The sequence below is a fragment of the Ralstonia mojiangensis genome (genome assembly GCF_023955645.1).
Taxonomy (GTDB): Bacteria; Pseudomonadota; Gammaproteobacteria; order Burkholderiales; family Burkholderiaceae; genus Ralstonia; species Ralstonia mojiangensis.
Genome location: NZ_JAMXHU010000003.1, coordinates 752,330 through 775,660, shown reverse-complemented (window position 1 = coordinate 775,660; position 23,331 = coordinate 752,330). Strand labels below are relative to the sequence as shown.

The following is a 23,331-nucleotide window of genomic DNA, read 5'->3' as shown; positions in this document are numbered from 1 at the left end:
GGGCGCTCTCAGGGTAGCCATCAGCAAGATGGTGGCAAGCCTCGACATCAAGGCTCGGCCCCTCGAGGTCGATAGACCGTTTGCAGCTTCACATGGACGGCTTCATCGGCTCCGAAACCTACTGCCGTGATGCGGAAGAGCATGGGTATTCGGGGCGCGTTGGCGTGAATCCATTGTCCGGGTAGAGCATCGCGGATCGGCTCTATGACATAGCGCGCACGATGCGCCGGCTCACGCCAGGGGCTGTCGGTGGGCAGAAGCGATATCGCATTGCGTTCGTTCAGCATCAATCCCGAAAGCGTCTCGACGGACTCGCCGTCCTGCGGCCAACACAGGCCGCGACTTGCCGAATTCTTTCCGCATTGGTGTCGAGCAAAACCAGCCAAGGTGACGGGATCGAGGGCTGCAATACGTGCGGCGTCCAACTCGGCTTGGCACCCTTCGCGGCCGGGTGTGTCTGTAGCGATTGCGATCTCGCATTCGGCAACCGCCAACGCGGTTTCCGCTTCGTGCATCGCGAGCGCGCGATCGGCCGACAGCGCGGCACGACGATTGTGGTCTAGGACCAGATGCAACGCGCCCACCATGAGTAACCCCATGATGATCAGCGCGCTGGTCACTGCAATCATCGAGAAGCCGCTTGTTCGTGCGCAGCGGCTTAGCATGCATCCACCTCGCAGCGCAGCGGGTTACGCACAGCATAGGTCGCCACGAAATGGGCACGATTGCGGCGCGGGTCGGCCGGTCGGAATTGGAGGTCTTCGGCGAGTGCATCTGACGCCGTGGTCAGTTCGGGGAATAGGGAGATCGCGTCCGTGGTGGGCGTCTTAACGGCGAAGTGATCGCCCTGCACAACGACTCCCACGTGAACGAGCCGTACGCGAAACCAATCTTCGTCTTGCATCGACCGCGCCGACTTAACGGTGCTTGGCGACGTCGAGTCCGGACCAATTGTGTAGAGCAACTGGAGGGTCTCGACACCGCGGACGACGGCATCGGATGAGCCGTCGTCCGGAGCGTCGACATTTCGTTGGAACGCACGGCACACGAGTTGCGGCACGTTGGCGGCGCCGCTATACGTGACATAGAGCATGAGACCACCCAAACGTGGATCGCCTTCAGTTGCCTGGCGCTCTGGCACGCCGTACCCGAGGCAGTCCCGCATAGCGCCGTCGCCACCTGCACCACGGCCAGAAAAGCGCACCAGCAGGGCATCACTTGCGCCTTCACCACGACGGTCGCAGTCGAATGCGGGAGTCATGTGTGGTCTGCCGCAATTGTCTTTGCCGAGCAGCGATGAAGGCGCGTTCGCGCCTGGCCAGCGTCGGACAGACGACACGATTGGTGTATCGGTGATCCAGCCTGCCTGGCGTATCACCTTGCCAATGAATTCGATTGCCTCCATGCCGCGATCCTGGATCAGGGCATCGTCGGCCATCCGCCAGTAGTGGGCTCGTGCGATCAGGGTCAGTTGCAGCGCGATCCCCAACACCATCAATGCGATCGTCATGCCAACCAGCAGTTCGACCAGCGACACGCCGCGCGCCGGCCGGGCGAGCGGGCGAGGCATCTCAGCGGGCTTCCGTTCGTTTGAGTTGAGCGCGTGTGTCTACGCCAAGTTGATTCGCGGCGTGACTGGTGGCTTGCAGATTATCGAACCCGCGGAACATGGCGGCCGCACCCAGCGACAGAACGGCCAGGGAGATGAGGGATTCGATCAGGATGGCGCCGTGTTGGCGCTGCGCGGTGCGGGTAACGTGGTGGTTGTACTTAGGCATGGTCGGCAAAGGCGCGTTGAGCGCCGCAAGAACCGACCTACCTTAGGAGATATGCGGGTGTTTGACTGTTACGTTTGGTGGCAATCGCTACTGTGTCGCCGTGGGAACGCAGGTGCTATCAACCGCGGGGTCACAGGTTCGGGCGCGACCCAGTGCGTTGATGATGACGCCGCGTGAAGGGGGTTTGCCGTCGACAAACTTCACTATAAACGTGGCGTTGACCTGTGCGACTTTGCCAGGGGTGGTCACGGTGTAGCCGACCGGTGAGTAAGTCAACGAGGTCTGGCTCGCGGTCGAACTTGCTATGTTAGCGGTGCTCTTGAACGTCACAGTCATGCCGGTGGGCATGGCGTCGTACTGGCCAAGCAATTTGTCTGCGGTGGCGCTATATGTGCCATTTGGGCTTTGGCCCTCTGAGAAGACGCGCACGCCGCTATTCCAGCTGGTTCCATCTACCGGAGCGATAGTGACGTAGCTATTTGTCGCGATGGCGATGGAGCGCGCTTGACCGATCGCTGAAGTGATCGAATCGACGGCGGTAATGACCCGCTGCTTACGCATGAAGTCATTCAGGCTGGGGCCAGCCAGCATGAGAATGACGGCAGCCACCGTGATGGTGGCCATGAGTTCCAGTAGCGTGAAGCCACCAGAGCCGCGACCGTTCGAGCGATGTTTGAGAACGCCACGCATAGCTTCACCAGCACCCTGTTGTGGGGGGGATGGTGGCAGACGAAGCGCCGGGAAGTAGATTGCCCTTTTCGCCAGTGCTCCGATAGATCAGCGAGCCACATGTACTGTCGGCTTTGCCAGCAACGGGTGTGGCAGTTAGCTCAACGCACTGATCCGCTTGCCCGCCGACTGGGCTACCGGTGCACAGGGCTGCACCAATCGTGTAGTTGCTGCTGCTGGGCGAGTCGCCTGAGTATGTGTTGAAGCCGGTCCACGCAGTCCCGCCGCCCGCCGCCGGCGCATAACTGTTGACCTGCGCGAAATGGCGCTCGAACAGTTGCATGGTCGACAGGAGCGCTGCCTTCGCCTCCGCTCGCCGCCCTTTCTGAACGAACTGGTTGTAGCTGGGGTAGCCAATGATGGCCAGGATGGCGACGATCGCGACCACGATCATCAGTTCTACCAGCGTGAAGCCCCGCTGGCGGAAAACGAAGGAGCGTTGGAGTTGCATGTTGGCGCCTTCCATCAGTTCAGCGTGAAGTTGCGGACTTCGCGCCAACCGGCACGGCCGCGTCGCTGCGTAATCTGCGTGACCGAACCGCCCGAGCCACCCGAGCCATTCGAGTTGCCCACCGTCAGACCCTGGGTACCCGACGAGAGCACGATCTTGGTCTTGGTTTCGACCGTGCCGCCCACCGAGTCGCGCGAAGCATTGGCGATGGAGATGACGATCAGCGACGGTGCACCGAGCAGGCCGGTGGACGATTGATAGCCAGTGGTCGTGCCACCCAGCGGCATACCGGTCAGCACATTCAGCGCATAGCTGCGGCTACTGCCGTTGTTGCCGCACGCGTCGCCGCCAGTGAGCGAGTTGAAGTAGACCACCCCGTCGGAAGCCACTGCCGCTGTCACCTGCTTTTCCGTGTTGTCAGGGAAGTCAAGCACCCAGCCGGGCTTGCGAGGGCTGGCGTAACCCACCCCGGCGGCACCTGTTGCGTAAGCAACGCTGTATGACTTGCCATCCGACGATGCGGTTGCCGTCAGCTTGTTGAGCTTGCTGCGGTCCGTGATGTAGTTGGTGCTACCACCGTCGTCATAGATGCCGTAGAAGCTGTTGTATTGCGTCGGCGTTCCGGTATCGGAGGTTTCGTAGTACTTGCCGGTGCCAAACAGGATCATGTAACCGCCAGGCGCATAGACGATCTGGGGTGCCATGGTGATCGGCTGGTTCCGGCCGGGCGTGCTGTAGTTGTCGGTTGCGGCAAACAGCGGTTTCTTTGTTGTGCCGCCTCCGTAGGCGGGCAGGGCGGTGGAGGTCTCGTTCCAGGTCGTGCTGTCGCCCGAGAGTACGAACTTCCACAGGTTGCCCTGCAGGTCGCCTGCGTAGGCGGCCATGGCACGGCCATTGACGGCCGGCACGATGGCTGGCGTGGAAAGACCATTGGCCGTGGTGTATGGCGGCGTACCACCCGGGATCGGCGTGACGATCTTGAAGTAGTTGGTGTTGCGCTGCCAGGCCGTCCCTGCCGGCTTGTCCAGTGACAGGAGGAAGAGCGCTGCCGGCGCGTTGGCGTTGTAGCTGCTATCGACCGCGTTGGAGTTCAGGCCGTTGCCGACCATCACGAACCACTTGTAGATCGGCACATTTGGCGTCTTCGACGTGTCCGTGCCAGTCTGCAGTTTGACGATGAGCGGAGTGCCCATCACGTTGCCCATGTCGGCGTCGTCCTTGTCGGTGAACTCCCACAGCACGTTGGAGGCGGTGAAAGAGCCTCCCTTGGAGCCCGTCGGGTCGGTCACGTCCAGGGCGTACACGCCTTGAGCCCCGCCGCCGAAACCGCCCGTCAGAACTGTTCGCCAGTTGCCGTTGACTTGCGCTTCGGCAGCGACGGGTGTGGCATCCACGAAAAGCCGGTGGGCGTAAGCGGTGGATGTCAGCTGGTTCAGGCCCGAGAAGACTGCGTTCGGTACGTAGCCAAAGACTTCTGCGCCGGTGTTCGCGTTGAAGCCGTGCACCATGCCATCGTTGGCGCCCACGTAGATCATGGGCGTACGGCCGTTGTACGTGCCGGTGAACGTCGTGTATCCCGTATCCGTGATCGCGCCCGATGGGTCGCTCACATAGGTCGGCGCAGAGCCGATGATGTCGCCCAGGATGCTGTTGCGCGCGCGGAAGATACCGCTCGAGTTGACCGAGCTGTTTTCCTTGCTTTGGTCGCCCAGCAAGTAGTTGAGTCGATTTTGCCCGTTGCCATCGTTGGTGCCGTTACTAGGACTTGTGTTGAGCAACGTTTGCTGACTTTGCGAGATGTTCGCCCAGGCGAGGGTCACACCCTTTCCGGTGTCCGAGTTCGTGGTGAACACTGAGCGGCCGGTGTATTTGGTACCCGACGTACCGCCGTATGCCGTGGTCAGCAAGGCGCCAGCTTCCCACGCGGCCTGCGAGCTGACCTGCACGTTGGTGCCGTTCAGCGTGAGCTGATACGCCGCAAGACGTCCGTTCCACTTTTGGTCGAAGCCAGGGGCGTACACATAGGTATTGTTTCCGGAGCCGCCGGTGATGCGCGCACTCGACAGGGCAACGCCCGACAGCGTCCCGGCGTACGAAACGATCTGCGCGAAGATGTTCTTGATGGCGGCGATCATCGTGGCAGGCTGGCCACCCAGGAACCAGTTGTACGGAATGTTCGAGCCCGTCGGAGCCGCTTCCCATTCAGTGTTGTTGTTGACCACCGTGATGCCGTCCGGACCAAACGTCTTGAACGGATTGCCGTCGTTGTTGTTGTCTTGGAAGCCGCCGTACTTGGCTGCGAGAAAGAACTGGCTCTGGCGTTGCGTTGCTCCTACCGTGCCGTTGCCGTTTTCGTTTACGTCGATCACGAACGTCGTGACGCGGGCCGTCGGCATGTCGGGGCGGAAGCCATAGGTGTGCGCCCAGTAGGCGACGCCCGCGAGGTAATACGAAGCCCAATGCGACGTCGCGTGATTAATGTCGCCGAGGTTGGTAAACGACGAGCTGAGCGGGTTGCTATTGCCAGCGGCCGGCGTATTGGTTTCCAGCGCGCCAACCTTGTTGGTCCAGGCGCGAACGTCAAAGTTATCGTAGGAACTGACCGCACGAGCGGGGTCACCCTGGCCGGTGACCTGGTTGCCGGGGATGTAGTGATCCTCGTGGGTGTTGATGTCTCCGATCAGGAACGCGTAGTTGCGTTGGCAACCGCTCAGCATCGGGTCGGTATCCCAGGTGCTGTAGACCGGGAAGTTGTCCGAATACGTCGAGTTGGGCAAGCCTGCGACCGCTTCCGGCGTGGGGCCTTGCTTGAACTGGAGGTAGCGGATGCTCTCGTAGAACATTTCGCTTACCGGGTCATACGTCTTGTAGTTGCCGGTGGGGTTGTCGGTGGGGCCGCCCAGATAGCCCATCGGCTGACCGGAGAGCTGCGCGCTGGTGCGGCCGAACTTGTTCAGGTAATTAATAACGCCGCTGGTACCTTCGGTCGCGTTGAGCGGGTTGGCTGCGAAGATGCCGGTGACAGGATCGAACTCCGGGGCTGGGTTGGTGATCGCATTCAGGCTGGTGTCGACAGCGGTTGACCCGACGTACTTCATTGGCGCGCGCAACACACCGCCGTAGCGTTCGTCCTGATCCAACGATGTATCGTTGGTGCTGTCGTTCAGATATCCAAAGGCAGCAAAGCGCATGCGATCGGCATTGAGCTGCATCTGGCCGACCGGCTTGTAGTTGCCGTTGTAATTCAGACAGAGATCGGTGCGTGTGGAGCCTTCGTTGCTATCGCAGACTTGCACCTGAGCGCGGAATGAGCGGCGCTCTGTCAGGTTGCCCTTGCGGTCGTACTGGTCGCCGTAGCCTCCGGGGTTGCTGCAACTCGTGCTGCTGTAGTCCTGATCGGCAAAGAAAATGTGGTTGCCGCACGAGACGATATACAGCGTCGAATAGCTGAATGGCGTGACCTTGTTCGGCGCACTCACGTTGCCCGAGCCGTTGATACTCTTGACCGGAAAGTAAGAGCCGCTGCGGAAGAAGTCATCGCGCAATACCGCGCGCTGCAACACAGTTTGAGACTTGGTGTCGACCACTCGATCGCCACCAGTCAGTGCCATGCGGAATTCATCAATGGCCGAAGAGGCGGCCCAGTTCATGAAGTTGCCCGAGAAATTTCCCGAACACTCGAATGACGAGTTGGCCGCACCGGAGATCACGAAGTAGCCGTTCGTGGCATCGTAGTTGTAGCACTTCGTAGCATTGAAATAACCCAGGTATGTCTGGGTCTTGTCGTAGGCGCCACGATACGCTGCGCCCGTCGTCGGAAATTCCACCGACAGCGAGAGCATCAGGTTCGGGTGCACGTTCTGGCTGCGCCCATACAGCGGGACAGTGGAGATCGCCACGGTCGGCACGCTGTTAGCCGCGCCCATGACCGAAACCCAGCCCATTGCAAAAACGGCCAGCAAGCCGCGGATGATTTTCATGGTGTTCAGCCCCCCGAAAAGGCTTTGTTTTTTTGCCATGTTTGTCGTGTCGCCCCGTGCTGGTCAGCCCGGTGCATCGGTCTTGCGATAGACCGACTGCAGCATGACCTGTGCCCCCAGATTGGGCCCCCAACCGACTGCTGTGATGCGATAGAGGAAAGTGGCCGGCCCCTGCACATTCCCGCCGATTGTTCTGTCCGGCAGGATCTCAATGATGTAGCGCGGTTTTTGTGCGGGCAGCAGGCCCGTACCCGTGGGGAAGGTCCGGCCAGTGAAGTCGCCGAAACCCACGGTCTGCGGCGTGCCTGATGCACTCCAGCTCACCGTGTTCCAGACGCCGGTGGCGCCATCCGGGGCTGGTTGACACAGCCCCTGATAGGGCGTGGCCGTGCCAGGGCCGCCGGTGTTGCAGCCGCTGCCAGGAAAGCCAGTGGCTTTGGTCGGATCGAAGATCGCCGATCGCGTGTTGGTGGCGCTACCGTTGCCGGCCGATGCGTTCTGGATGTCGTATTCAGCGTCGCGCAAGGCCGCCTCGGCCGCCTGGAAAGCGATGTCCGTGTCGCGCTGGTTTCGGCTCATCCGCTTGGAGTCGATGGCCAGCCGCGCGCCGCCGATTGCCAAGAGGGTGATGACCAGCAGCATCACCAGTGCAGTGATCAACGCGAAGCCCGTCGAACGCCCTCGAGCGCGAGTGGAGATCATCAGCATGACGGATCCCCCGAGAAGCAGGTCATGTAGTTGCGCGTTTGGACCGTGGCGGTAAAGAGCCGGCGCGCCATCTGCGTGTTAGCCGTGGCTTGGTAGGTGCCGTCGCCGTAGGTGTATTGCTTGCCGAACAAGGTGAACTTCTGTGTGCCGCTGCCAACGTCTGCACTGGCGTTATCTGCACGTACTACGAGCGCCACCTTGACGGCGTAGACGTTCTGCCAGTCGGTCGTCGACATGTCAGTGGCGCGTTTGAACACGTCCGGTACCGCGTCGCCGTCTACCGATACGCCATACAGAAACTGCAGCGACTCCACGCCCGGCACCAGTTGCTGAGTGGCGAAGGTGGCCGTAGCGGCGCCTGTGCTGTCGCGCTGTCGGAACTTGCAGGCGAGGTACGGACCAGTGCTGTCCGTCTGAATGAAGAATATCGACAGGCCACGCTGGCTCGCTGCCAGGTCAATGCTGGTGGGGGAGGCGACGCCTTGGCCGGAACAGTCCACCATCGAGTTGTCCGGCACGGTCGGCGCTGCGGCGGTGCCTGAACCGAAGAAGCGGACTTCCAGCGCATCGTTTGCCGTGTCGACCATTGTGGTGGTACACGAAGCGCTGACAGTCTGTGAAAGCGATTCAACGTCGCCCGGACTGTTGCAACCGTCCACCCCGCTAATCATGGGCGGGTCGCTTTGAGCAAGCTGGATCATTCCACCGCCCGACGTATTCGGCGGCGAAAACGCCGTTTGCCGAAGGGCTCGCGTGATGACGCCGAGGGCGAATTGTCCGCGCTCTTCCAGGTTTGAGCTGTCGTCGATGGTCGTGTAGGTCGAGCGCGTCATCAGATAGAACGACACGGTCGCCACCAGCACCAGCAGCGAGATCACCAGGGCGACCATCAGTTCGATCAGCGAGAAGCCGCGTACATGAGCGATCGAACGAAAGGGAGGGCGACGCATCACTGGCCTCCCGTATCAACAACGACGACCATCTGCGGATTTGACGCCACCGAGCTGGCCGCATCTGCTGCGTTGGCTGCGGCGGCGCTGGCTGACAAGTCCTTGTTGGAGAAGCGCGAGACCCAGCCCATCTTGATCACGACCGGCGATGTGGCCGCCTTATCGCAGTTCCATCCGCTGAAACCGCCGGTAGTGGAGTAGGTCACGGTGTCACGGCAAACGACTGCGCGGCCGCCCGGCAGCGCGCCCTGAACGGCGCTTGCCCACTCGATGACATCGAATTGTGCGGCGGCGGCGGCGCACACGGCGCTGCCCGACGTGCACCCACAGTTAGTTGCGCCGGTGGCGCAACTCTGCGCATAGAAATTGATCGCGGACGTTCCGCTGGCGCTTTGGGTATCGATGAAGTACGGCGAACTGGCTGTGCTCAACGTGCCCGAATTGGCCCGCATCCGATCCGCCATATTCGACGCCAATTGCAGGGCCAGCGTGTCATACGCTCCCTGCTGCGTGAATCGATACGACTTGATTAAAAGATTGGCGACACTCAGCACGCCGACGGCCAAAATCAGCACGGCGATCAATGCTTCGAGCATGGTGAAGCCAAGCGCTTTCCCCGGCAAAGCGTGGCGCATGGTGACTCCCGCAAATTGTTCCGACCAACTATTTTTTTAATGCTTCTTTCGTCACTTATCCGGGCATGGTACGCCAAGATTGTGACAAAGTGCTACTTCTTTACTTTGACAGCGGATTTAACCGAAATTTTGGTCGGAACGCTAGCTGGAGCAGCGAGGAAGAACAGCCTCTATTGGCGGAATTCGTCGAGCATGTCGCGAAATTCCGACACATCCTCAAAACTCCGATACACCGACGCAAACCGGATGTACCCAATCTTGTCCAGCCGCTTGAGTTCGCGCATCACCAGCTCGCCCACGCGGTCGCTGCCGATTTCCTTCTCGCCGTGGCTGAGGAGTTTTTCTTCGATGCGAGCGATGGCCTCGTCGATGGCCTCGGCGGAAACGGGGCGCTTGCGCAGCGCCAGGCGCATAGAGTCTTTGACCTTGTTGCGGTCGTAGTCGACGCGGCTGCCGTTCTTTTTGACGACGGCCGGGAAGAACAGCTCGATGCGTTCGTAGGTCGTGAAGCGGCGGTCGCAGGATTCGCAGCGACGGCGGCGGCGTACGGTGTCGCCTTCTTCCGACATGCGGGTATCAATTACCTGGGTGGCCGCGTGGCCGCAAAAAGGGCATTTCATGCCGGTGGTCTCCTCGGCAACCTCAAAGAACGCACTGCGCTAAAAGAACAACGCCGCGATGGCCCCTCATTCATTTCGGGGCGCATCGCGGCAGGGTACTACGTGGCCGGAAGATCCGGCCATCGGCGGATGCCTTAGGCGTAGACCGGGAACTGCTTGGTCAGCTCAGCCACCTTGGCGCGCACGGCGGCGATGTTCGCTTCGTCGTGCGGGTTGTCCAGCACGTCGGCAATCAGGTGGGCGACCTTCACGGCCTCCGCTTCCTTGAAGCCACGCGTCGTCATGGCCGGCGAACCGAGGCGCACGCCCGACGTCACAAACGGCTTTTCCGGGTCATTCGGGATCGCGTTCTTATTGACGGTGATGTGTGCGTCACCCAGCACCTTCTCAGCTTCCTTGCCGGTGATTTTCTTGGCGCGCAGATCGACCAGCATCACGTGGCTTTCGGTGCGGCCCGACACGATGCGCAGGCCGCGGGCCATTAGCGTTTCGGCCATGGCGCGGGCGTTCTTCACCACTTGCTCTTGGTAAGCCTTGAACTCCGGCGACAGGGCTTCCTTGAACGCCACCGCCTTGCCCGCGATCACATGCATCAGCGGGCCGCCCTGGATACCCGGGAAGATCGCCGAGTTGATGGCCTTTTCGTGTTCAGCCTTCATCAGGATCACGCCGCCGCGCGGGCCGCGCAGGCTCTTGTGCGTGGTCGTCGTCACAAAATCAGCGTGCGGCACCGGGTTCGGGTACACGCCAGCGGCGATCAGGCCGGCGTAGTGCGCCATGTCCACCATGAAGTAGGCGCCGATCGACTTGGCGATCTTGCCGATGCGCTCGAAATCGATGCGCAGTGCAAATGCCGATGCGCCCGCGATGATCAGCTTGGGCTTCTTCTCTTGCGCCAGGGCTTCGAGCGCGTCGTAATCGATGTCTTCCTGCGCGTTCAGGCCGTAGCTAACCACGTTGAACCACTTGCCGCTCATGTTGAGCGCCATGCCGTGCGTCAGGTGGCCGCCTTCGGCCAGGCTCATGCCCATGATCGTGTCGCCCGGCTTGAGCACGGCGAAGAACACGCCCTGGTTGGCCTGCGAGCCCGAGTTCGGCTGCACGTTGGCGGCTTCCGCGCCAAAGAGCTGCTTCACGCGGTCGATGGCGAGCTGTTCCACCACGTCCACATATTCGCAACCGCCGTAGTAACGCTTGCCGGGGTAGCCCTCGGCGTACTTGTTAGTCAGTTGCGACCCCTGCGCGGCCATCACGGCCGGGGAAGTGTAGTTCTCGGAGGCAATCAGCTCGATGTGGTCTTCCTGACGCTGATTTTCCTTCTGGATGGCGGCAAAGATTTCGGGATCGATCTGGTCGATCGTATAGCGGCTGCGTTCGAACATGGCGAGTGTCTGGTCTGAAACGAAACGGAAATGGCGGAGATCGGGCGAGGCGTGGGGAAACATGCGCGCGGCTTGAACGACTGCGCCCGGTATTGGCCGATTGCAGTGGGTGTCCAAGTCACCCTGTGCTTCCCATTCGCTGCCCAGGCGAGCGGCAGGCGCCGTTGTGCATGACGCCAGAAACCTTGCGCTTCCTCGTGGTCGCTGCCCACATGTCGAAGCTGCGGAAGCAGCTTCAGGATTCGCCAGTCGCGCAAGGTGGAATGGTTGCCCGCGAGTGTACGACAGCCCCATGGCCGCCGCAAGAAGCGAGCGTGCAGACACGCACATTGCGGTGCAATACGGTCCGACGCTTCAGGTAAACTCTGATCTTTCGCTTTTTTAGGCCCGGAGACTCTTCCATGATCGTATTCGTGACCGGCGCAACCGCCGGGTTCGGCGCGGCCATCGCGCGGCGTTTCGTGCGAGAAGGCCATCGCGTGATCGCGGCAGGCCGCCGCCAGGACCGTCTCGACGTGCTCAAGGCTGAATTGGGCGACGCCGTGCTGCCGTTCGTGCTGGATGTGCTGGATGCCGATGCCGTTGCGGCTTTGCCGGGCACATTGCCCGAGGGCTGGCGCGAAGTCGATGTGCTGGTCAACAACGCTGGTCTGGCGTTGGGTCTCGAACCCGCCCAGCGCGCTGACCTGACCGATTGGGACCGCATGATCGGCACCAACTGCTCCGGGCTGGTTCATATGACGCGTGCGCTACTTCCTGCCATGGTCGAACGCAACCGCGGTCATATCATCAATATCGGCTCGATTGCCGGGACGTACCCGTATCCGGGCGGCAACGTGTATGGCGCCACCAAGGCGTTCGTCCGCCAGTTTTCGCTGAACTTGCGCGCGGACCTGACCGGCACGCGCGTACGCGTATCGAACGTTGAGCCAGGCCTGTGCTCCGGCACGGAGTTTTCCAACGTGCGTTTCAAGGGCGACGATGCCCGTGTAGAGAAGGTCTACGAAGGCACCGAGGCGCTCACCGCCGACGACATCGCCGAGGCCGTCTACTGGATGGCGGCGCTGCCGGCGCACTTCAATGTCAACGCGATGGAACTGATGCCCGTTTGCCAGTCATTCTCGGCCACCAGCGTGACGCGAGGCATGGCCTGAATTCCAGCGCAAGCCCTCGGCCGGTCGGTGGATGGCTGGCCGTCACTTGCGTCTTGGTAAAATTACCCGATGGCTTCTTTTGACTGGAACCTGCGCGTGTATTGGGAAGATACCGACGCAGGTGGCGTAGTGTTTTACGCCAACTATTTGAAATTTTTTGAGCGCGCCCGCACCGAATGGCTGCGCGCGCTTGGGGTCGACCAGCAGGCGCTGGCCGACACGACCGGGGCCATTTTCGTGGTGCGTAGCACCGCCGTGGACTACCGCGCGCCAGCACGCCTGGATGACCTGCTGCAGATCCGTTCGCGTATGGAACGGGTCGGCTCCGCGTCGGTCCAATTCGCCCAAGAAGGCTGGCGCGGCGACGTTTTGCTCGCATCAGGCACGATTCGTGTTGGATGTGTCGACCGGCTCACTTTCCGGCCGACCCCGATTCCCGCTCCCGTACTCGCAACCATCAAAGCCGCCGCATGAATCCCGTCGAGGTCACACAAGATCTGTCGATCGTCTCGCTGGTGCTGCACGCCAGCCTCCTGGTCCAATTTGTCATGGGCCTGCTGCTGGTGATGTCGCTGTTCTCCTGGACGTACATCTTCCGCAAAGCGTTTGCGCTGCGCGCCGCACGCAGCCAGACAGAATCGTTCGAGCGCGATTTCTGGGCCGGCGGCGACCTGCAGGCGCTGTATCAGAGCGCTGCCAACAACCGCCACACGACCGGGGCGCTGGAGCGCATCTTTGAAGCCGGCATGCGCGAATACCTCAAGGCGCGCGAGCTGCAGCGCGGCGGCGGCGATCCGAGCGCCATTCTCGATGCTTCCCGCCGTGCCATGCGCGCCGCCTACCAGCGCGAGATGGATTCGCTTGAATCTCACCTGCCATTCCTGGCGTCGGTCGGCTCGGTCAGCCCGTATATCGGCCTGTTCGGTACTGTCTGGGGGATCATGAACGCTTTCCGCGGCCTGTCCAACGTGCAGCAGGCGACGCTGTCGGCAGTGGCGCCCGGTATTGCCGAAGCGCTGGTCGCCACGGCCATCGGCCTGTTTGCGGCCATTCCGGCGGTGATTGCCTACAACCGCTACGCCACCGAGATGGACCGCCTGGCCAACCGCTTCGAGAGCTTCATGGAAGAGTTCTCGAACATCCTCCAGCGCCAGACGCGCTAAGGAGCCGCGCTCATGGCTACCATCCAGCGAACGCGCCGCGCCCGACGGGCCAAGGCCGACATCAACGTCGTTCCGTACATCGACGTGATGTTGGTGCTGCTGGTCATCTTCATGGTGGCGGCGCCCGTGGTGAACCCGGGGGTGGTCAATCTGCCGTCGGTGGCCAACGCCACGCCGCAGCAGACCCAGCCGCCCATCGTCGTGACCATCAAGGGTGACGGCACGATCCTTGCTCGCGTCAAAACAGGTTCGGGAGCAATCGAGCAGAAGCTCGCCAACAACAACGAGCTGCGCGCATTTGTGAAGCAGCGCACTGACGAAAACCCCGATCAGCCCGTCGTGATTGCCGCCGACAAGTCGGTCCAATACGACCGCGTGCTGACCGTGATGAGCGTGCTCAAGGGCGATGGCGTGAAGCGCGTCGGCCTGATGGTGAAATCGTCATGAGCACGTTGATGAACTGCGGCGAGGCAACCTGATCGTCATGGCTACGACGTCGTTGCACCGTTACGAGCCTGTTCGCGAGCGCGGCACGCTGCGCGCGTTCGGGCTGGCGGTCCTGACACACATTCTGCTGCTCATCTTTCTGTACTTTGGCGTGCAGTGGCAGAGCAGCACCCCGCGCGGCGAAGAGGCCGAGTTGTGGGACGAGGCGGCGGTTCAGCAGGCCGTGCAGCAGTCCGCCCCGGTGCCTGAGGTCAAGCCGGAACCGGTGATCAAGGCGCCGCCGGCCAAGGTGGAAGAGGAAGCCGATATCGCGCTCGAGCAGCAGAAGCGCAAGCGTGAGCAGGAGGCAGCCGCCGCCCGTGAGGCCGAGCTCGCCCGCCGCGCCGCGGAACAACGCGCCGAAGCACAGCGTCAGGCTCGTCTGAAGGAAGAGCAACAAGCCCATCAGGCGGAACTCCAACGCAAGGCCCTGGCCGAACAGCAGGCCAAGGAAAAGGCGGCGGAAAAGGCCGCTGCGGACGCCGCGCAGGCTCGCAAGAATGCGCAACTGCAAGCCCAAGCCGAAGCGAAGGCCAAGGCGGAAGCCGATGCGAAGCAGAAGGAATTGAAGGCCAAGGCTGCCGCAGAAGCCAAAGCCAAGGCCGACGTCGAGCGTAAGGCGAATGAATCGCGTGCCAATGCACAACGCCAGGCGCAGCTGGATCGGCTACGCGCGATGGCGGGTGCGGGTGCGACTGGCACGGTGGCAGGCTCCGGCGGTGGTGTCGGCAATGCGCAGGGCACGGGCGGCACAGCATCGGCAGGGTATGCCGAGCGTGTGCGGGCCAAGGTCAAGCCGAACATCCTGTTCGATCCTTCGGCCGTCAATGGCAACCCGTCGGCGGTCGTGTCGGTGCAGATGGCGCCGGACGGTTCGATCTTGTCCAAGCGCCTGACGAAATCGAGCGGCAACGGCGCCTATGACGAGGCTGTCATGCGCGCGGTCGAGCGTTCTGACCCGCTGCCACGCGATACCAATGGCAAAGCGCCGTCGAGCGTCATCCTGACGTTCCGGCCGAAGGAATAACGGGTCGGTGCTCGCGCAGGCTGCGCCGGCCGACGGTACTCAGATTCCGGATTTGATAGTAGGGAAGACGAACATGATGCGAACGATGTGGATCCCGATGTTCCGACGCGCGGCGCAGGCGTTGCTGCTGACCGCGGCAAGCGCCGGCGTGGCCCATGCCCAGCTCAACGTGGAGATCTCGGGCGTTGGCGCCAGCCAGTACCCGATCGCGATCGCCAACTTCCAGGGCGAGGCACAGGCCCCGCAAAACCTCTCGGCGATCGTCCGGGCAGACCTGGTGCGCAGCGGCCGCTTCTCGAACGTCGATGTGGCCGGGGCGGTCGTGCCGGAAAGCCCGGCGCCTGACCTGGGTGCCTGGAAGTCCAAGGGTGCCGCAGCCTTCGTGGGCGGCACCGTGACCCGCAACGGCGATCGCTACGAAATCCGCTTCCGCCTGTACGACACCGCCAAGGGCGAAAGCCTGGGCGGCCTGTCGCTTACGCGTGGCCCTGGCCAACTGCGCCTGGCTGCGCACGAAATTGCCGATTACATCTATCAAAAGCTGATTGGCGAGCGCGGTATTTTTGCGACGCGTCTGTCGTACGTGTCCAAGGTTGGTCGCCGCTTCCAGCTGCAGATTTCCGACTCGGACGGCGCCAACCCGCAGATCGCGTTGACGAGCAATGAGCCGATCATCTCGCCGTCGTGGTCGCCGGACGGCACCAAGGTCGCGTATGTGTCGTTCGAGAGCAAGAAGCCGGTGGTGTATGTGCATGACCTGGTGGCAGGCCGCCGCGCGGTCATCTCGAACCAGAAGGGCAACAACTCGGCGCCGGCCTGGTCGCCGGATGGTCGCCACGTGGCGGTGTCGCTCTCGCGCGATGGCAATACGCAGGTCTACCTGGTCAACGCCGATGGCTCGGGCCTGCGCCGCCTGAGCCGCAGCAGCGCGATCGATACCGAACCGTCGTTCTCGCCGGATGGCCGTTATATCTACTTCACCAGCGATCGGGGCGGTGCGCCGCAGATCTATCGCATGTCGGTCGACGGGGAAGAGTCGGGCGGTGCGCAGCGCGTGACGTTCAAGGGCAGCTACAACACGAGTCCGCGTGTGTCGCCGGACGGCAAGCTGCTGGCGTATATCTCCCGCGTGGGCGGTGCCTTCCGCCTGTACACGCAGGACTTGTCCAACGGCGATGTGAATGCGCTGACGGACACCTCGAACGATGAATCGCCGAGCTTTGCGGCCAACGGCAAGTTCATCCTGTATGCCACGCGCGTTGGCGGCAAATCGGTGTTGGCCGCCGTGTCGACCGATGGCCGTACGCGTCAGGTTCTTTCCCTCCAGGCCGGCGAAGTTCGTGAGCCGGCGTGGGGTCCTTTCATGCAATAACGAAGCTGTTCCACTAGGAGAAATCGGACATGTCGAAGTCCCAAACCATGATCAAACTCGCAGCCATTGCCGCGCTGCTGGCCCTGGGCGCTTGCAGCTCGGGCGTGAAGCTCGATGACACCGCCAAGAACGGTACGGGCGGTGCCGCTGGCACGGGTGCTGATGCCCGTACGGTGACCCCGGTGGACGTGGGCCGCGACGAACTGACCGACCCGAACAGCCCGCTGGCCAAGCGCAGCATTTACTTCGATTTCGACAGCTACTCGGTCAAGTCGGAGTACCAAGGCCTGCTGGGCCAGCACTCGCGCTACCTGCAGTCGCACAACCAGCGTAAGGTCCTGATCCAGGGCAACACCGACGAGCGCGGCACCAGCGAATACAACCTCGCACTGGGCCAGAAGCGTGCCGAAGCTGTGCGTCGCGCCCTGTCGTCCATGGGCGTGCCTGACAGCCAGATGGAAGCCGTAAGCCTGGGCAAGGAAAAGCCGCAAGCGACCGGCCACGACGAAGACTCGTGGGCACAGAACCGCCGCGCCGACATCGTCTACTAATCGGTATGGTTTGAAGTGGAACGCGCCGGCTGCGAGGTTGCGGCCGGCGTTCTTACGTTGGCAATCACATGAATACGATGATGAAACAGCGCGCTTATGGGGCCATGCGTCGGGCCATCCTGATGGCGACGCTCGTCGCGGGTGGCGCCCTCACCATGGCCGGCCCGGCGGCAGCGGGGGTGTTTGACGACGATGAGGCGCGCCGCGCCATCATCGACATGCGCGACAAGTTCAACAACTTCCAGTCGACGGCGGCACAACGCATCGATCAGAACAGCAAGAACCTGATCGACGCGCAAAACCAGATTGAAACGCTCAAATCGGAAGTGGCGCGCTTGCGCGGGCAGAACGAAGTGCTGCAGAACAGCGTCGATACGCTGACCAAGCAGCAGAAGGATTACTACTCTGACCTGGATGCGCGCCTGAAGAAGTTCGAGCCGCAGCAAGCAACGGTGGATGGTCGCGAAGGCATGGTCCAGCCGAACGAGAAGCCGGAATACGACGCTGCGCTCAAGGCATTCCAGGGCGGCGACTTCAAGGGCGCGGGCAACCAGTTCTCGGCGTTCGTGAAGAAGTATCCGCAAAGCCCGTATCTGCCGCTCGCGCAGTTCTGGTTGGGCAACGCGCTCTATGCGCAGCGCGACTACAAGGGCTCGAGCTACGTGCTGGAGAACATGGCGCGCACTAATCCGCAGCATCCGAAGGCACCCGATGCGCTGCTGCAGGTAGCGACCAACCAGGGCGAGTCGGGCCAGAAGGCGGCGGCACGCAAGACGCTCGAAACGGTGGTCTCGCAGTATCCCGGTACCGAGCAGGCCAAGACCGCGCAAAGCCGTCTGAAGACGATGCGCTGATCGGCAAGCCGCCTAGCATGTGGATCAACGCCCGCCCCGTGGCTGCACCGGCGGGCGTTTTTCATGGAGCGCCGAATGGCGGGCATAAGCCGTGCCGGGCGCGGGCAGGGCGGCGGCACGCTAAAATGCGGGCCTTCCTGATTTGCTTTGCAAGGCTTCGCCCATGAAAAAACGCGCCATCGTCCTGCTTTCCGGCGGGTTGGACTCTGCCACCGTGCTCGCCATGGCCAATGCCGACGGCTTTGAGACCTACGCGCTGTCGATGCGCTACGGCCAGCGCCACTCGTCCGAGCTGGACGCGGCCAAGAAAGTCGCGGCGGCGCTCGGCGCAGTGCGCCATGAAATCGTCGATCTGGACCTGCGCAAGTTCGGTGGCTCCGCGTTGACCGACGACGCGCTCGACGTGCCGACCGACGGCGCGCAATCGGGCATCCCGATCACGTATGTGCCGGCGCGCAACACGATCATGCTGTCGCTGGCGCTCGGCTGGGCCGAGGCGGTTGGCGCACGTGACCTGTTCTTTGGCGCGAATGCTGTGGACTACTCCGGCTATCCGGACTGCCGCCCCGAATACGTGGCCGCGTACGAAACGCTCGCCAACCTGGCGACCAAGGCCGGCGTGGAAGGCGAGCGCATCCGCGTGAACGCTCCCATCATCAACATGACCAAGGCGGAGATCATTCAGGCCGGCGTGCGGCTGGGCGTGGACTACGGCCTGACTGTGTCGTGCTACAAGGCCGACGACGACGGCCGCGCGTGCGGCGTGTGCGATTCGTGCCGCATCCGCAAGGCCGGGTTTGACGCCGCTGGCGTGCCCGACCCCACCCGCTACATCTGACGCACCATGCCTGACATTGATCTCAACGCGTTGTCCCACACGGTGCTGTGGGCCACGTTTGCGCTGACGTTCGTCTTTGGCGCGATCCTTCAGCGCACGCACTTCTGCACGATGGGCGCGGTGTCCGACGTCGTCAATATCGGCGACTGGAACCGGTTGCGCATGTGGGCGCTGGCCATCGGCGTGGCCATGATCGGCACGGGCTGCCTGAGCTGGCTTGGCCTGATCGATACGAGCAAGACGATCTACACGGCGAGCAAGCTGCTTTGGCTGTCGTCGTTGGTGGGCGGTCTACTCTTCGGTTTCGGCATGGTGCTGGGCTCGGGCTGCGGCAGCAAGACGCTGGTGCGCATTGGCGGCGGCAATCTCAAGTCGGTCGTGGTGTTCGTGTTCCTGGGGCTGGCGGCGTACATGACGCTCAAGGGCGTGTTTGGTGTGGTGCGTGTGGCAACGGTGGACAGCGTGGCCGTTACGTTGCCGACGTCGCAGGACTTGCCCAGCGTGCTGGGCCACGCGTTCTCCGCCGATGCGCGCATGCTGCGCCTGGTGCTGGCGCTGGTGATCGGCGGGGCGCTGTCGCTGTGGGCGCTGCTCGCGCGCGATTTCCGCACCGGTGACAACCTGCTGGGAGGCATCGGCGTTGGCCTCATCATCGTCGGCATGTGGTACGTCTCGGGGCATCTCGGTTACGTACAGGAAGATCCGAACACGCTGCAGGAAGCGTTTGTGGCGACCAACAGCGGCCGCATGGAAGCGCTGAGCTTCGTGGCGCCGGTGTCGTACACGCTGGAGTGGCTGATGTTCTTCAGCGATACGTCGAAGGTGCTGACGGTCGGCATCGTGAGCGTGCTGGGCGTGATTGCCGGCTCGGCGGCGGTGGCACTGGCCACGCGCACGTTCCGCTGGGAGGGTTTTGCCAATGCAGAGGACACGGGCAACCACATCATTGGCGGCGTCCTGATGGGCATTGGCGGCGTCACGGCGCTCGGTTGCACGATCGGGCAGGGGCTGTCGGGCGTGTCGACGCTGGCGATCGGCTCGTTCATCGCGCTGGCCGGGATCGTGATCGGCGCGGTGCTGGCGTTCCGCTATCAGATGTGGCGGATGGAGCGTCTGGTTTGATCTGAGGGGCGTTGACAGAATCGCCGATATCTTCCTATAATCGCGGTCTTTGGGGTCTTTAGCTCAGTCGGTAGAGCAGTAGACTTTTAATCTATTGGTCGCGGGTTCGAATCCCGCAGGACCCACCAAAATTCGAAGGGCTGACAGGCAACTGTCGGCCCTTTTTGTTTGGTTGTCCTCACGGCCAACTTCATCTCCTCGCGCTCTGCGTGGACGCAGCTTCCACATCGATAGCACGCTGCGATTCCCCCTTAGCGCATCCCCTTGATTACGGCCGGTCACATGGCCGGCGCGTCGCATTCTGCCGGCGCCGCTAGGGATTTCCTCTATAGCGCTCATAGCTACCAACCACCACCATATCCTCTGTTGGAACCGGTTCCATACGGAGAAAAGTGCACAAATGGCGGATATCGTGATCGTGGCAAGCGCGTTTGGCGCCGCTCAGGTGCTTGAGCAGGGGCATCACGCTTATGTTCCCGTGGCCGCGTCGGTCGGTGCCGCCGGCTTCGAGGTGCGGCGTGAACTGTTGCCGGCGGGGCTCGATGGCGCGGTATCGACAACGCTTCTCGCTGCCTTGGGTCGGCTGATTGCCGCGCATGGTCTCTGGGCGGTTTATTCGACGCCGGCCATGCTGTACACGGACGACGGTGCTCTGGACGCGGTCGCTATCCGCGGCGCGCTGCTCGAAGCGCAAAGTCTGGGCGCGCGCATCGTGAAGTTTCAGCTTGGCGGTTTTGCAGGCGATGCCTCGGCAGGCGTGCTGGCTCAACTGCTGCAAGGCTGGCGCGCACGGGTGCTCGTTGAGAACGGTCAACAGGCCGTGGGCGGCTCGCTGGCGCAGTTTCGAGGTTTGTTCGACGCATTGGAAGGGGCGGGCGTGGCGGACATGCTGGGCATGACGTTCGACATCGGCAACTGGGAATGGTCGGGCGAAGCCCCGCTGACGTGTGCACGGGCCTTGGCTCCGTACGTTGAATACATCCATTGCAAAAGCGTCGCGGGCGAGGGTGCACGCCGTTTTGCGGTGGCGCCCGCGGGCAACGATGCGCGGTTCGCCGCTGTGCTGGCGGCATTGCCCGGCGATGTTCCGCGCGGCATCGAATTTCCATTCGACGCGGTCGATCTCGCTGTCGATGCGCATCGGCATGTTACGTGGCTCAAGGCCGCCTGACCGTGACTCGACATCAAAGGAGCTTACGCATGTCACATACATTGGATGTCATCACCTACGGCGAGGCCATGGCGATGTTCGTGGCGACGGCGCCTGGGCCGCTCGCGCAGGCCACGCAGTTCACCAAGCGGATTGCGGGTGCCGACCTGAACGTGGCCATCGGCTTGAGCCGGCTGGGTTTTCGCGTCGGTTATGTGAGCCGGGTGGGGCAGGATTCGTTTGGCGAATATGTGCTGGAAACGCTGGCACGCGAACGGATCGATGCCTCATGTGTGGCGGTGGACCCGCAGTTTCCGACCGGCTTCCAACTGAAGTCACGGGCCGACGACGGCAGCGACCCGCGTGTCGAGTACTTTCGCAAGGGCTCGGCTGCCAGCCACCTCTCGCGCGCCGACTATGTCGCCGACTATGTGCTCGGCGCTCGCCATCTGCATCTGACGGGTGTGGCCCCCGCGATTTCAGCGTCGTCGTGTGAACTTGCATTCCACCTCGCGCGCGAGATGCGCGCAGCTGGTGGTTCAATCTCTTTCGACCCGAACCTGCGCCCAACGCTGTGGCCGTCCGCTGAGGAGATGGCGCGCACGCTGAACGCGCTGGCGGCGCTTGCCGATTGGGTGCTGCCCGGCTTGGCCGAGGGGCAGCAACTGACCGGCTATGACAGCCCGGCCGATATCGCGCGCTTCTATCTCGATCAAAGTGCTCGTGGTGTTGCCATCAAGCTGGGTGCTGCCGGCGCGTACTACCGGACCGCCGACGGTGCAGAAGGCATCGCCGATGGCGTCCGTGTGGAGCGCGTCGTCGATACGGTGGGCGCGGGTGACGGTTTTGCCGTGGGCGTTGTCAGCGCGCTGCTCGAAGGGCAGTCACCCGAGTTGGCCGTTGCGCGCGGCAACCGTATCGGCGCGCTGGCGATCCAGGTGATCGGAGATTCCGAAGGCCTGCCCACTCGCGCCGAGCTCGATGTGCTTGAGCGCCCGGCCCGCATGATGCGCGAGCCGGAACCCATTTCCAGCGTGTAACGCAGCGCTTCGACTGCCGCCCCTCGCGGGCGACGCAAACCATCAAAGGAGACACAACCATGGCAACGCAACTCGCTGCGCGGCGCTGGTGGATGATCATGCCGATCGTCTTTATCACCTACAGCCTGGCCTACCTCGATCGCGCGAACTATGGCTTCGCGGCGGCGGCCGGTATCAATCACGATCTGGGGATCAGCCAGGGGCTGTCGTCGTTGATTGGCGCGCTGTTCTTCCTCGGCTATTTCTTCTTCCAGATTCCGGGTGCGATCTATGCCGAGCGCCGGAGCGTGAAGAAGCTCGTCTTCATCAGCCTGGTGTTGTGGGGTTTGTGCGCTGCGCTCACGGGCGTCGTGAGTGACATTCCCTCGCTTCTGGCGATCCGGTTCGTGCTGGGTGTGGTCGAGGCGGCCGTTATGCCGGCCATGCTCATCTACATCAGCAACTGGTTTACCAAGCAGGAGCGTTCGCGCGCGAATACGTTTCTGATCCTCGGTAACCCCGTGACGGTGCTCTGGATGTCGGTGGTGTCGGGCTACCTCGTGCGCGAGTTCGGCTGGCGCCATATGTTCATCGCCGAGGGCGTGCCTGCCATCATCTGGGCCGTGTGCTGGTGGTGCCTGGTGCAGGACAAGCCCGCGCAGGCATCGTGGCTGAGCACACAGGAAAAGCGCGACCTGGACCAGGCATTGGCGGCGGAGCAGGCGGCCATCAAGCCGATGCGCAACTATGGCGAGGCTTTCCGCTCGCCGGTCGTCATCAAGCTGTGCGCGCAGTACTTCTGCTGGAGCATCGGCGTCTATGGCTTCGTGCTGTGGCTGCCATCGATCGTGAAGAACGGCTCGTCGCTTGGCATGGTCGAGACGGGCTGGTTGTCGGCGCTGCCATATCTTGCTGCCACCATCGCGATGCTCGCTGCGTCGTGGGCATCCGACAAGTTGGGTTCGCGGCGCGGCTTCGTTTGGCCGTTCCTGCTGGTGGGTGCGGCGGCGTTCGCTGCATCGTATGGGCTTGGGTCCACGCATTTCTGGATGTCGTATGCGTTGCTCGTCATTGCCGGCGCGGCGATGTATGCGCCGTACGGCCCGTTTTTCGCCATCGTGCCGGAGCTGCTGCCGAAGAACGTTGCCGGTGGCGCGATGGCGCTGATCAACAGCATGGGTGCCCTCGGTTCGTTTGTTGGCTCGTACTTCGTGGGCTACCTGAACGGTGCCACCGGCTCACCGCTGGCGTCGTACGCATTCATGAGCGCCGCGCTTCTGGCCGCCGTGATCCTCACGCTCTGCGTCAAGCCGCAACCGCGTGATGCTTATGCGCTTGCCCACCCCGTGCCTGGAAAGTGAG

24 protein-coding genes, 1 tRNA gene and 1 riboswitch are annotated in these 23,331 nt (G+C 62.5%); of the genes, 14 read left to right on the top strand and 11 right to left on the bottom strand.

What is annotated here, in order from left to right:
* Positions 1-47 precede the first annotated feature (47 nt).
* From NG898_RS15805 to glyA, 11 genes are all read right to left on the bottom strand, one after another.
* Positions 48-629, bottom strand: a complete 582-nt coding sequence (locus NG898_RS15805; RefSeq protein WP_252693306.1) for a pilus assembly PilX family protein — start codon at positions 627-629, stop codon at positions 48-50.
* 29 nt (positions 630-658) lie between these two features.
* Complete coding sequence (locus NG898_RS15800; protein ID WP_289813033.1) at positions 659-1,570, bottom strand: PilW family protein; 912 nt, start codon at positions 1,568-1,570, stop codon at positions 659-661.
* Between the two features lies 1 nt (position 1,571).
* Complete coding sequence (locus NG898_RS15795; RefSeq protein ID WP_252693304.1) at positions 1,572-1,778, bottom strand: type IV pilus modification PilV family protein; 207 nt, start codon at positions 1,776-1,778, stop codon at positions 1,572-1,574.
* Between the two features lie 87 nt (positions 1,779-1,865).
* Complete coding sequence (locus NG898_RS15790; protein WP_289813032.1) at positions 1,866-2,468, bottom strand: GspH/FimT family pseudopilin; 603 nt, start codon at positions 2,466-2,468, stop codon at positions 1,866-1,868.
* Positions 2,469-2,472: 4 nt separating this feature from the next.
* The gene (locus NG898_RS15785; protein WP_252693302.1) at positions 2,473-2,958 is read right to left on the bottom strand and encodes a type IV pilin protein; all 486 of its coding nucleotides are present in this window, start codon (positions 2,956-2,958) and stop codon (positions 2,473-2,475) included.
* A 14-nt stretch (positions 2,959-2,972) separates the two neighbouring features.
* Entirely contained in the window at positions 2,973-6,938 is a 3,966-nt protein-coding gene (locus NG898_RS15780) for a pilus assembly protein (protein WP_252693301.1), read from the bottom strand.
* Between the two features lie 63 nt (positions 6,939-7,001).
* A complete protein-coding gene (locus NG898_RS15775) occupies positions 7,002-7,646 on the bottom strand; it encodes a pilus assembly PilX family protein (RefSeq protein WP_252693300.1) in 645 nt (214 codons plus the stop codon).
* Entirely contained in the window at positions 7,640-8,596 is a 957-nt protein-coding gene (locus NG898_RS15770; protein ID WP_252693299.1) for a PilW family protein, read from the bottom strand. The genes NG898_RS15775 and NG898_RS15770 overlap by 7 nt, the downstream gene beginning before the upstream one ends.
* Complete coding sequence (gene pilV, locus NG898_RS15765; RefSeq protein ID WP_252693298.1) at positions 8,596-9,231, bottom strand: type IV pilus modification protein PilV; 636 nt, start codon at positions 9,229-9,231, stop codon at positions 8,596-8,598. Before pilV ends, NG898_RS15770 begins: the two co-directional genes overlap by 1 nt.
* A 170-nt stretch (positions 9,232-9,401) precedes the next feature.
* The gene (gene nrdR, locus NG898_RS15760; protein WP_027677963.1) at positions 9,402-9,851 is read right to left on the bottom strand and encodes a transcriptional regulator NrdR; all 450 of its coding nucleotides are present in this window, start codon (positions 9,849-9,851) and stop codon (positions 9,402-9,404) included.
* Between the two features lie 134 nt (positions 9,852-9,985).
* A complete protein-coding gene (glyA, locus tag NG898_RS15755) occupies positions 9,986-11,233 on the bottom strand; it encodes a serine hydroxymethyltransferase (protein WP_252693460.1) in 1,248 nt (415 codons plus the stop codon).
* 134 nt (positions 11,234-11,367) lie between these two features.
* Positions 11,368-11,496, bottom strand: a riboswitch (ZMP/ZTP riboswitch).
* A gap of 138 nt (positions 11,497-11,634) precedes the next feature.
* Here glyA and ydfG point away from each other — a divergent pair.
* From ydfG to NG898_RS15685, 14 genes are all read left to right on the top strand, one after another.
* A complete protein-coding gene (gene ydfG, locus NG898_RS15750; RefSeq protein WP_252693297.1) occupies positions 11,635-12,387 on the top strand; it encodes a bifunctional NADP-dependent 3-hydroxy acid dehydrogenase/3-hydroxypropionate dehydrogenase YdfG in 753 nt (250 codons plus the stop codon).
* Positions 12,388-12,456: 69 nt separating this feature from the next.
* Positions 12,457-12,861 carry a tol-pal system-associated acyl-CoA thioesterase gene (gene ybgC / locus NG898_RS15745; protein WP_092971768.1) on the top strand — a complete coding sequence of 135 codons (405 nt, stop codon included), beginning with the start codon at positions 12,457-12,459 and terminating at the stop codon, positions 12,859-12,861.
* The gene (gene tolQ / locus NG898_RS15740) at positions 12,858-13,550 is read left to right on the top strand and encodes a protein TolQ (RefSeq protein ID WP_004629517.1); all 693 of its coding nucleotides are present in this window, start codon (positions 12,858-12,860) and stop codon (positions 13,548-13,550) included. Before ybgC ends, tolQ begins: the two co-directional genes overlap by 4 nt.
* 12 nt (positions 13,551-13,562) lie before the next feature.
* Complete coding sequence (tolR, locus tag NG898_RS15735; RefSeq protein WP_092971767.1) at positions 13,563-13,997, top strand: protein TolR; 435 nt, start codon at positions 13,563-13,565, stop codon at positions 13,995-13,997.
* Positions 13,998-14,034: 37 nt separating this feature from the next.
* Complete coding sequence (tolA, locus tag NG898_RS15730) at positions 14,035-15,063, top strand: cell envelope integrity protein TolA (protein WP_252693295.1); 1,029 nt, start codon at positions 14,035-14,037, stop codon at positions 15,061-15,063.
* Between the two features lie 76 nt (positions 15,064-15,139).
* Positions 15,140-16,435, top strand: coding sequence for a Tol-Pal system beta propeller repeat protein TolB (gene tolB / locus NG898_RS15725; RefSeq protein WP_392397870.1), 1,296 nt, complete (start codon positions 15,140-15,142; stop codon positions 16,433-16,435).
* Positions 16,436-16,464: 29 nt separating this feature from the next.
* Positions 16,465-16,986 (top strand): peptidoglycan-associated lipoprotein Pal, encoded by a 522-nt coding sequence (gene pal, locus NG898_RS15720; protein ID WP_004629508.1) that lies wholly within the window; start codon positions 16,465-16,467, stop codon positions 16,984-16,986.
* Between the two features lie 68 nt (positions 16,987-17,054).
* Positions 17,055-17,840: a tol-pal system protein YbgF gene (gene ybgF / locus NG898_RS15715; RefSeq protein ID WP_252693294.1), complete on the top strand. Its 786-nt coding sequence runs from the start codon at positions 17,055-17,057 to the stop codon at positions 17,838-17,840.
* A 163-nt stretch (positions 17,841-18,003) separates the two neighbouring features.
* Entirely contained in the window at positions 18,004-18,678 is a 675-nt protein-coding gene (gene queC / locus NG898_RS15710) for a 7-cyano-7-deazaguanine synthase QueC (protein WP_252693292.1), read from the top strand.
* 6 nt (positions 18,679-18,684) lie between these two features.
* On the top strand, positions 18,685-19,800 hold the full coding sequence (locus NG898_RS15705) for a YeeE/YedE family protein (protein WP_252693290.1): 1,116 nt from the start codon (positions 18,685-18,687) through the stop codon (positions 19,798-19,800).
* A gap of 52 nt (positions 19,801-19,852) precedes the next feature.
* Positions 19,853-19,928: transfer RNA gene (locus NG898_RS15700), tRNA-Lys, on the top strand.
* 272 nt (positions 19,929-20,200) lie between these two features.
* Positions 20,201-20,971, top strand: a complete 771-nt coding sequence (locus NG898_RS15695; RefSeq protein WP_252693288.1) for a sugar phosphate isomerase/epimerase family protein — start codon at positions 20,201-20,203, stop codon at positions 20,969-20,971.
* A gap of 29 nt (positions 20,972-21,000) precedes the next feature.
* The gene (locus tag NG898_RS15690; RefSeq protein ID WP_252693286.1) at positions 21,001-21,990 is read left to right on the top strand and encodes a sugar kinase; all 990 of its coding nucleotides are present in this window, start codon (positions 21,001-21,003) and stop codon (positions 21,988-21,990) included.
* A gap of 59 nt (positions 21,991-22,049) precedes the next feature.
* Positions 22,050-23,330 (top strand): MFS transporter, encoded by a 1,281-nt coding sequence (locus NG898_RS15685; RefSeq protein WP_252693284.1) that lies wholly within the window; start codon positions 22,050-22,052, stop codon positions 23,328-23,330.
* Position 23,331 lies beyond the last annotated feature (1 nt).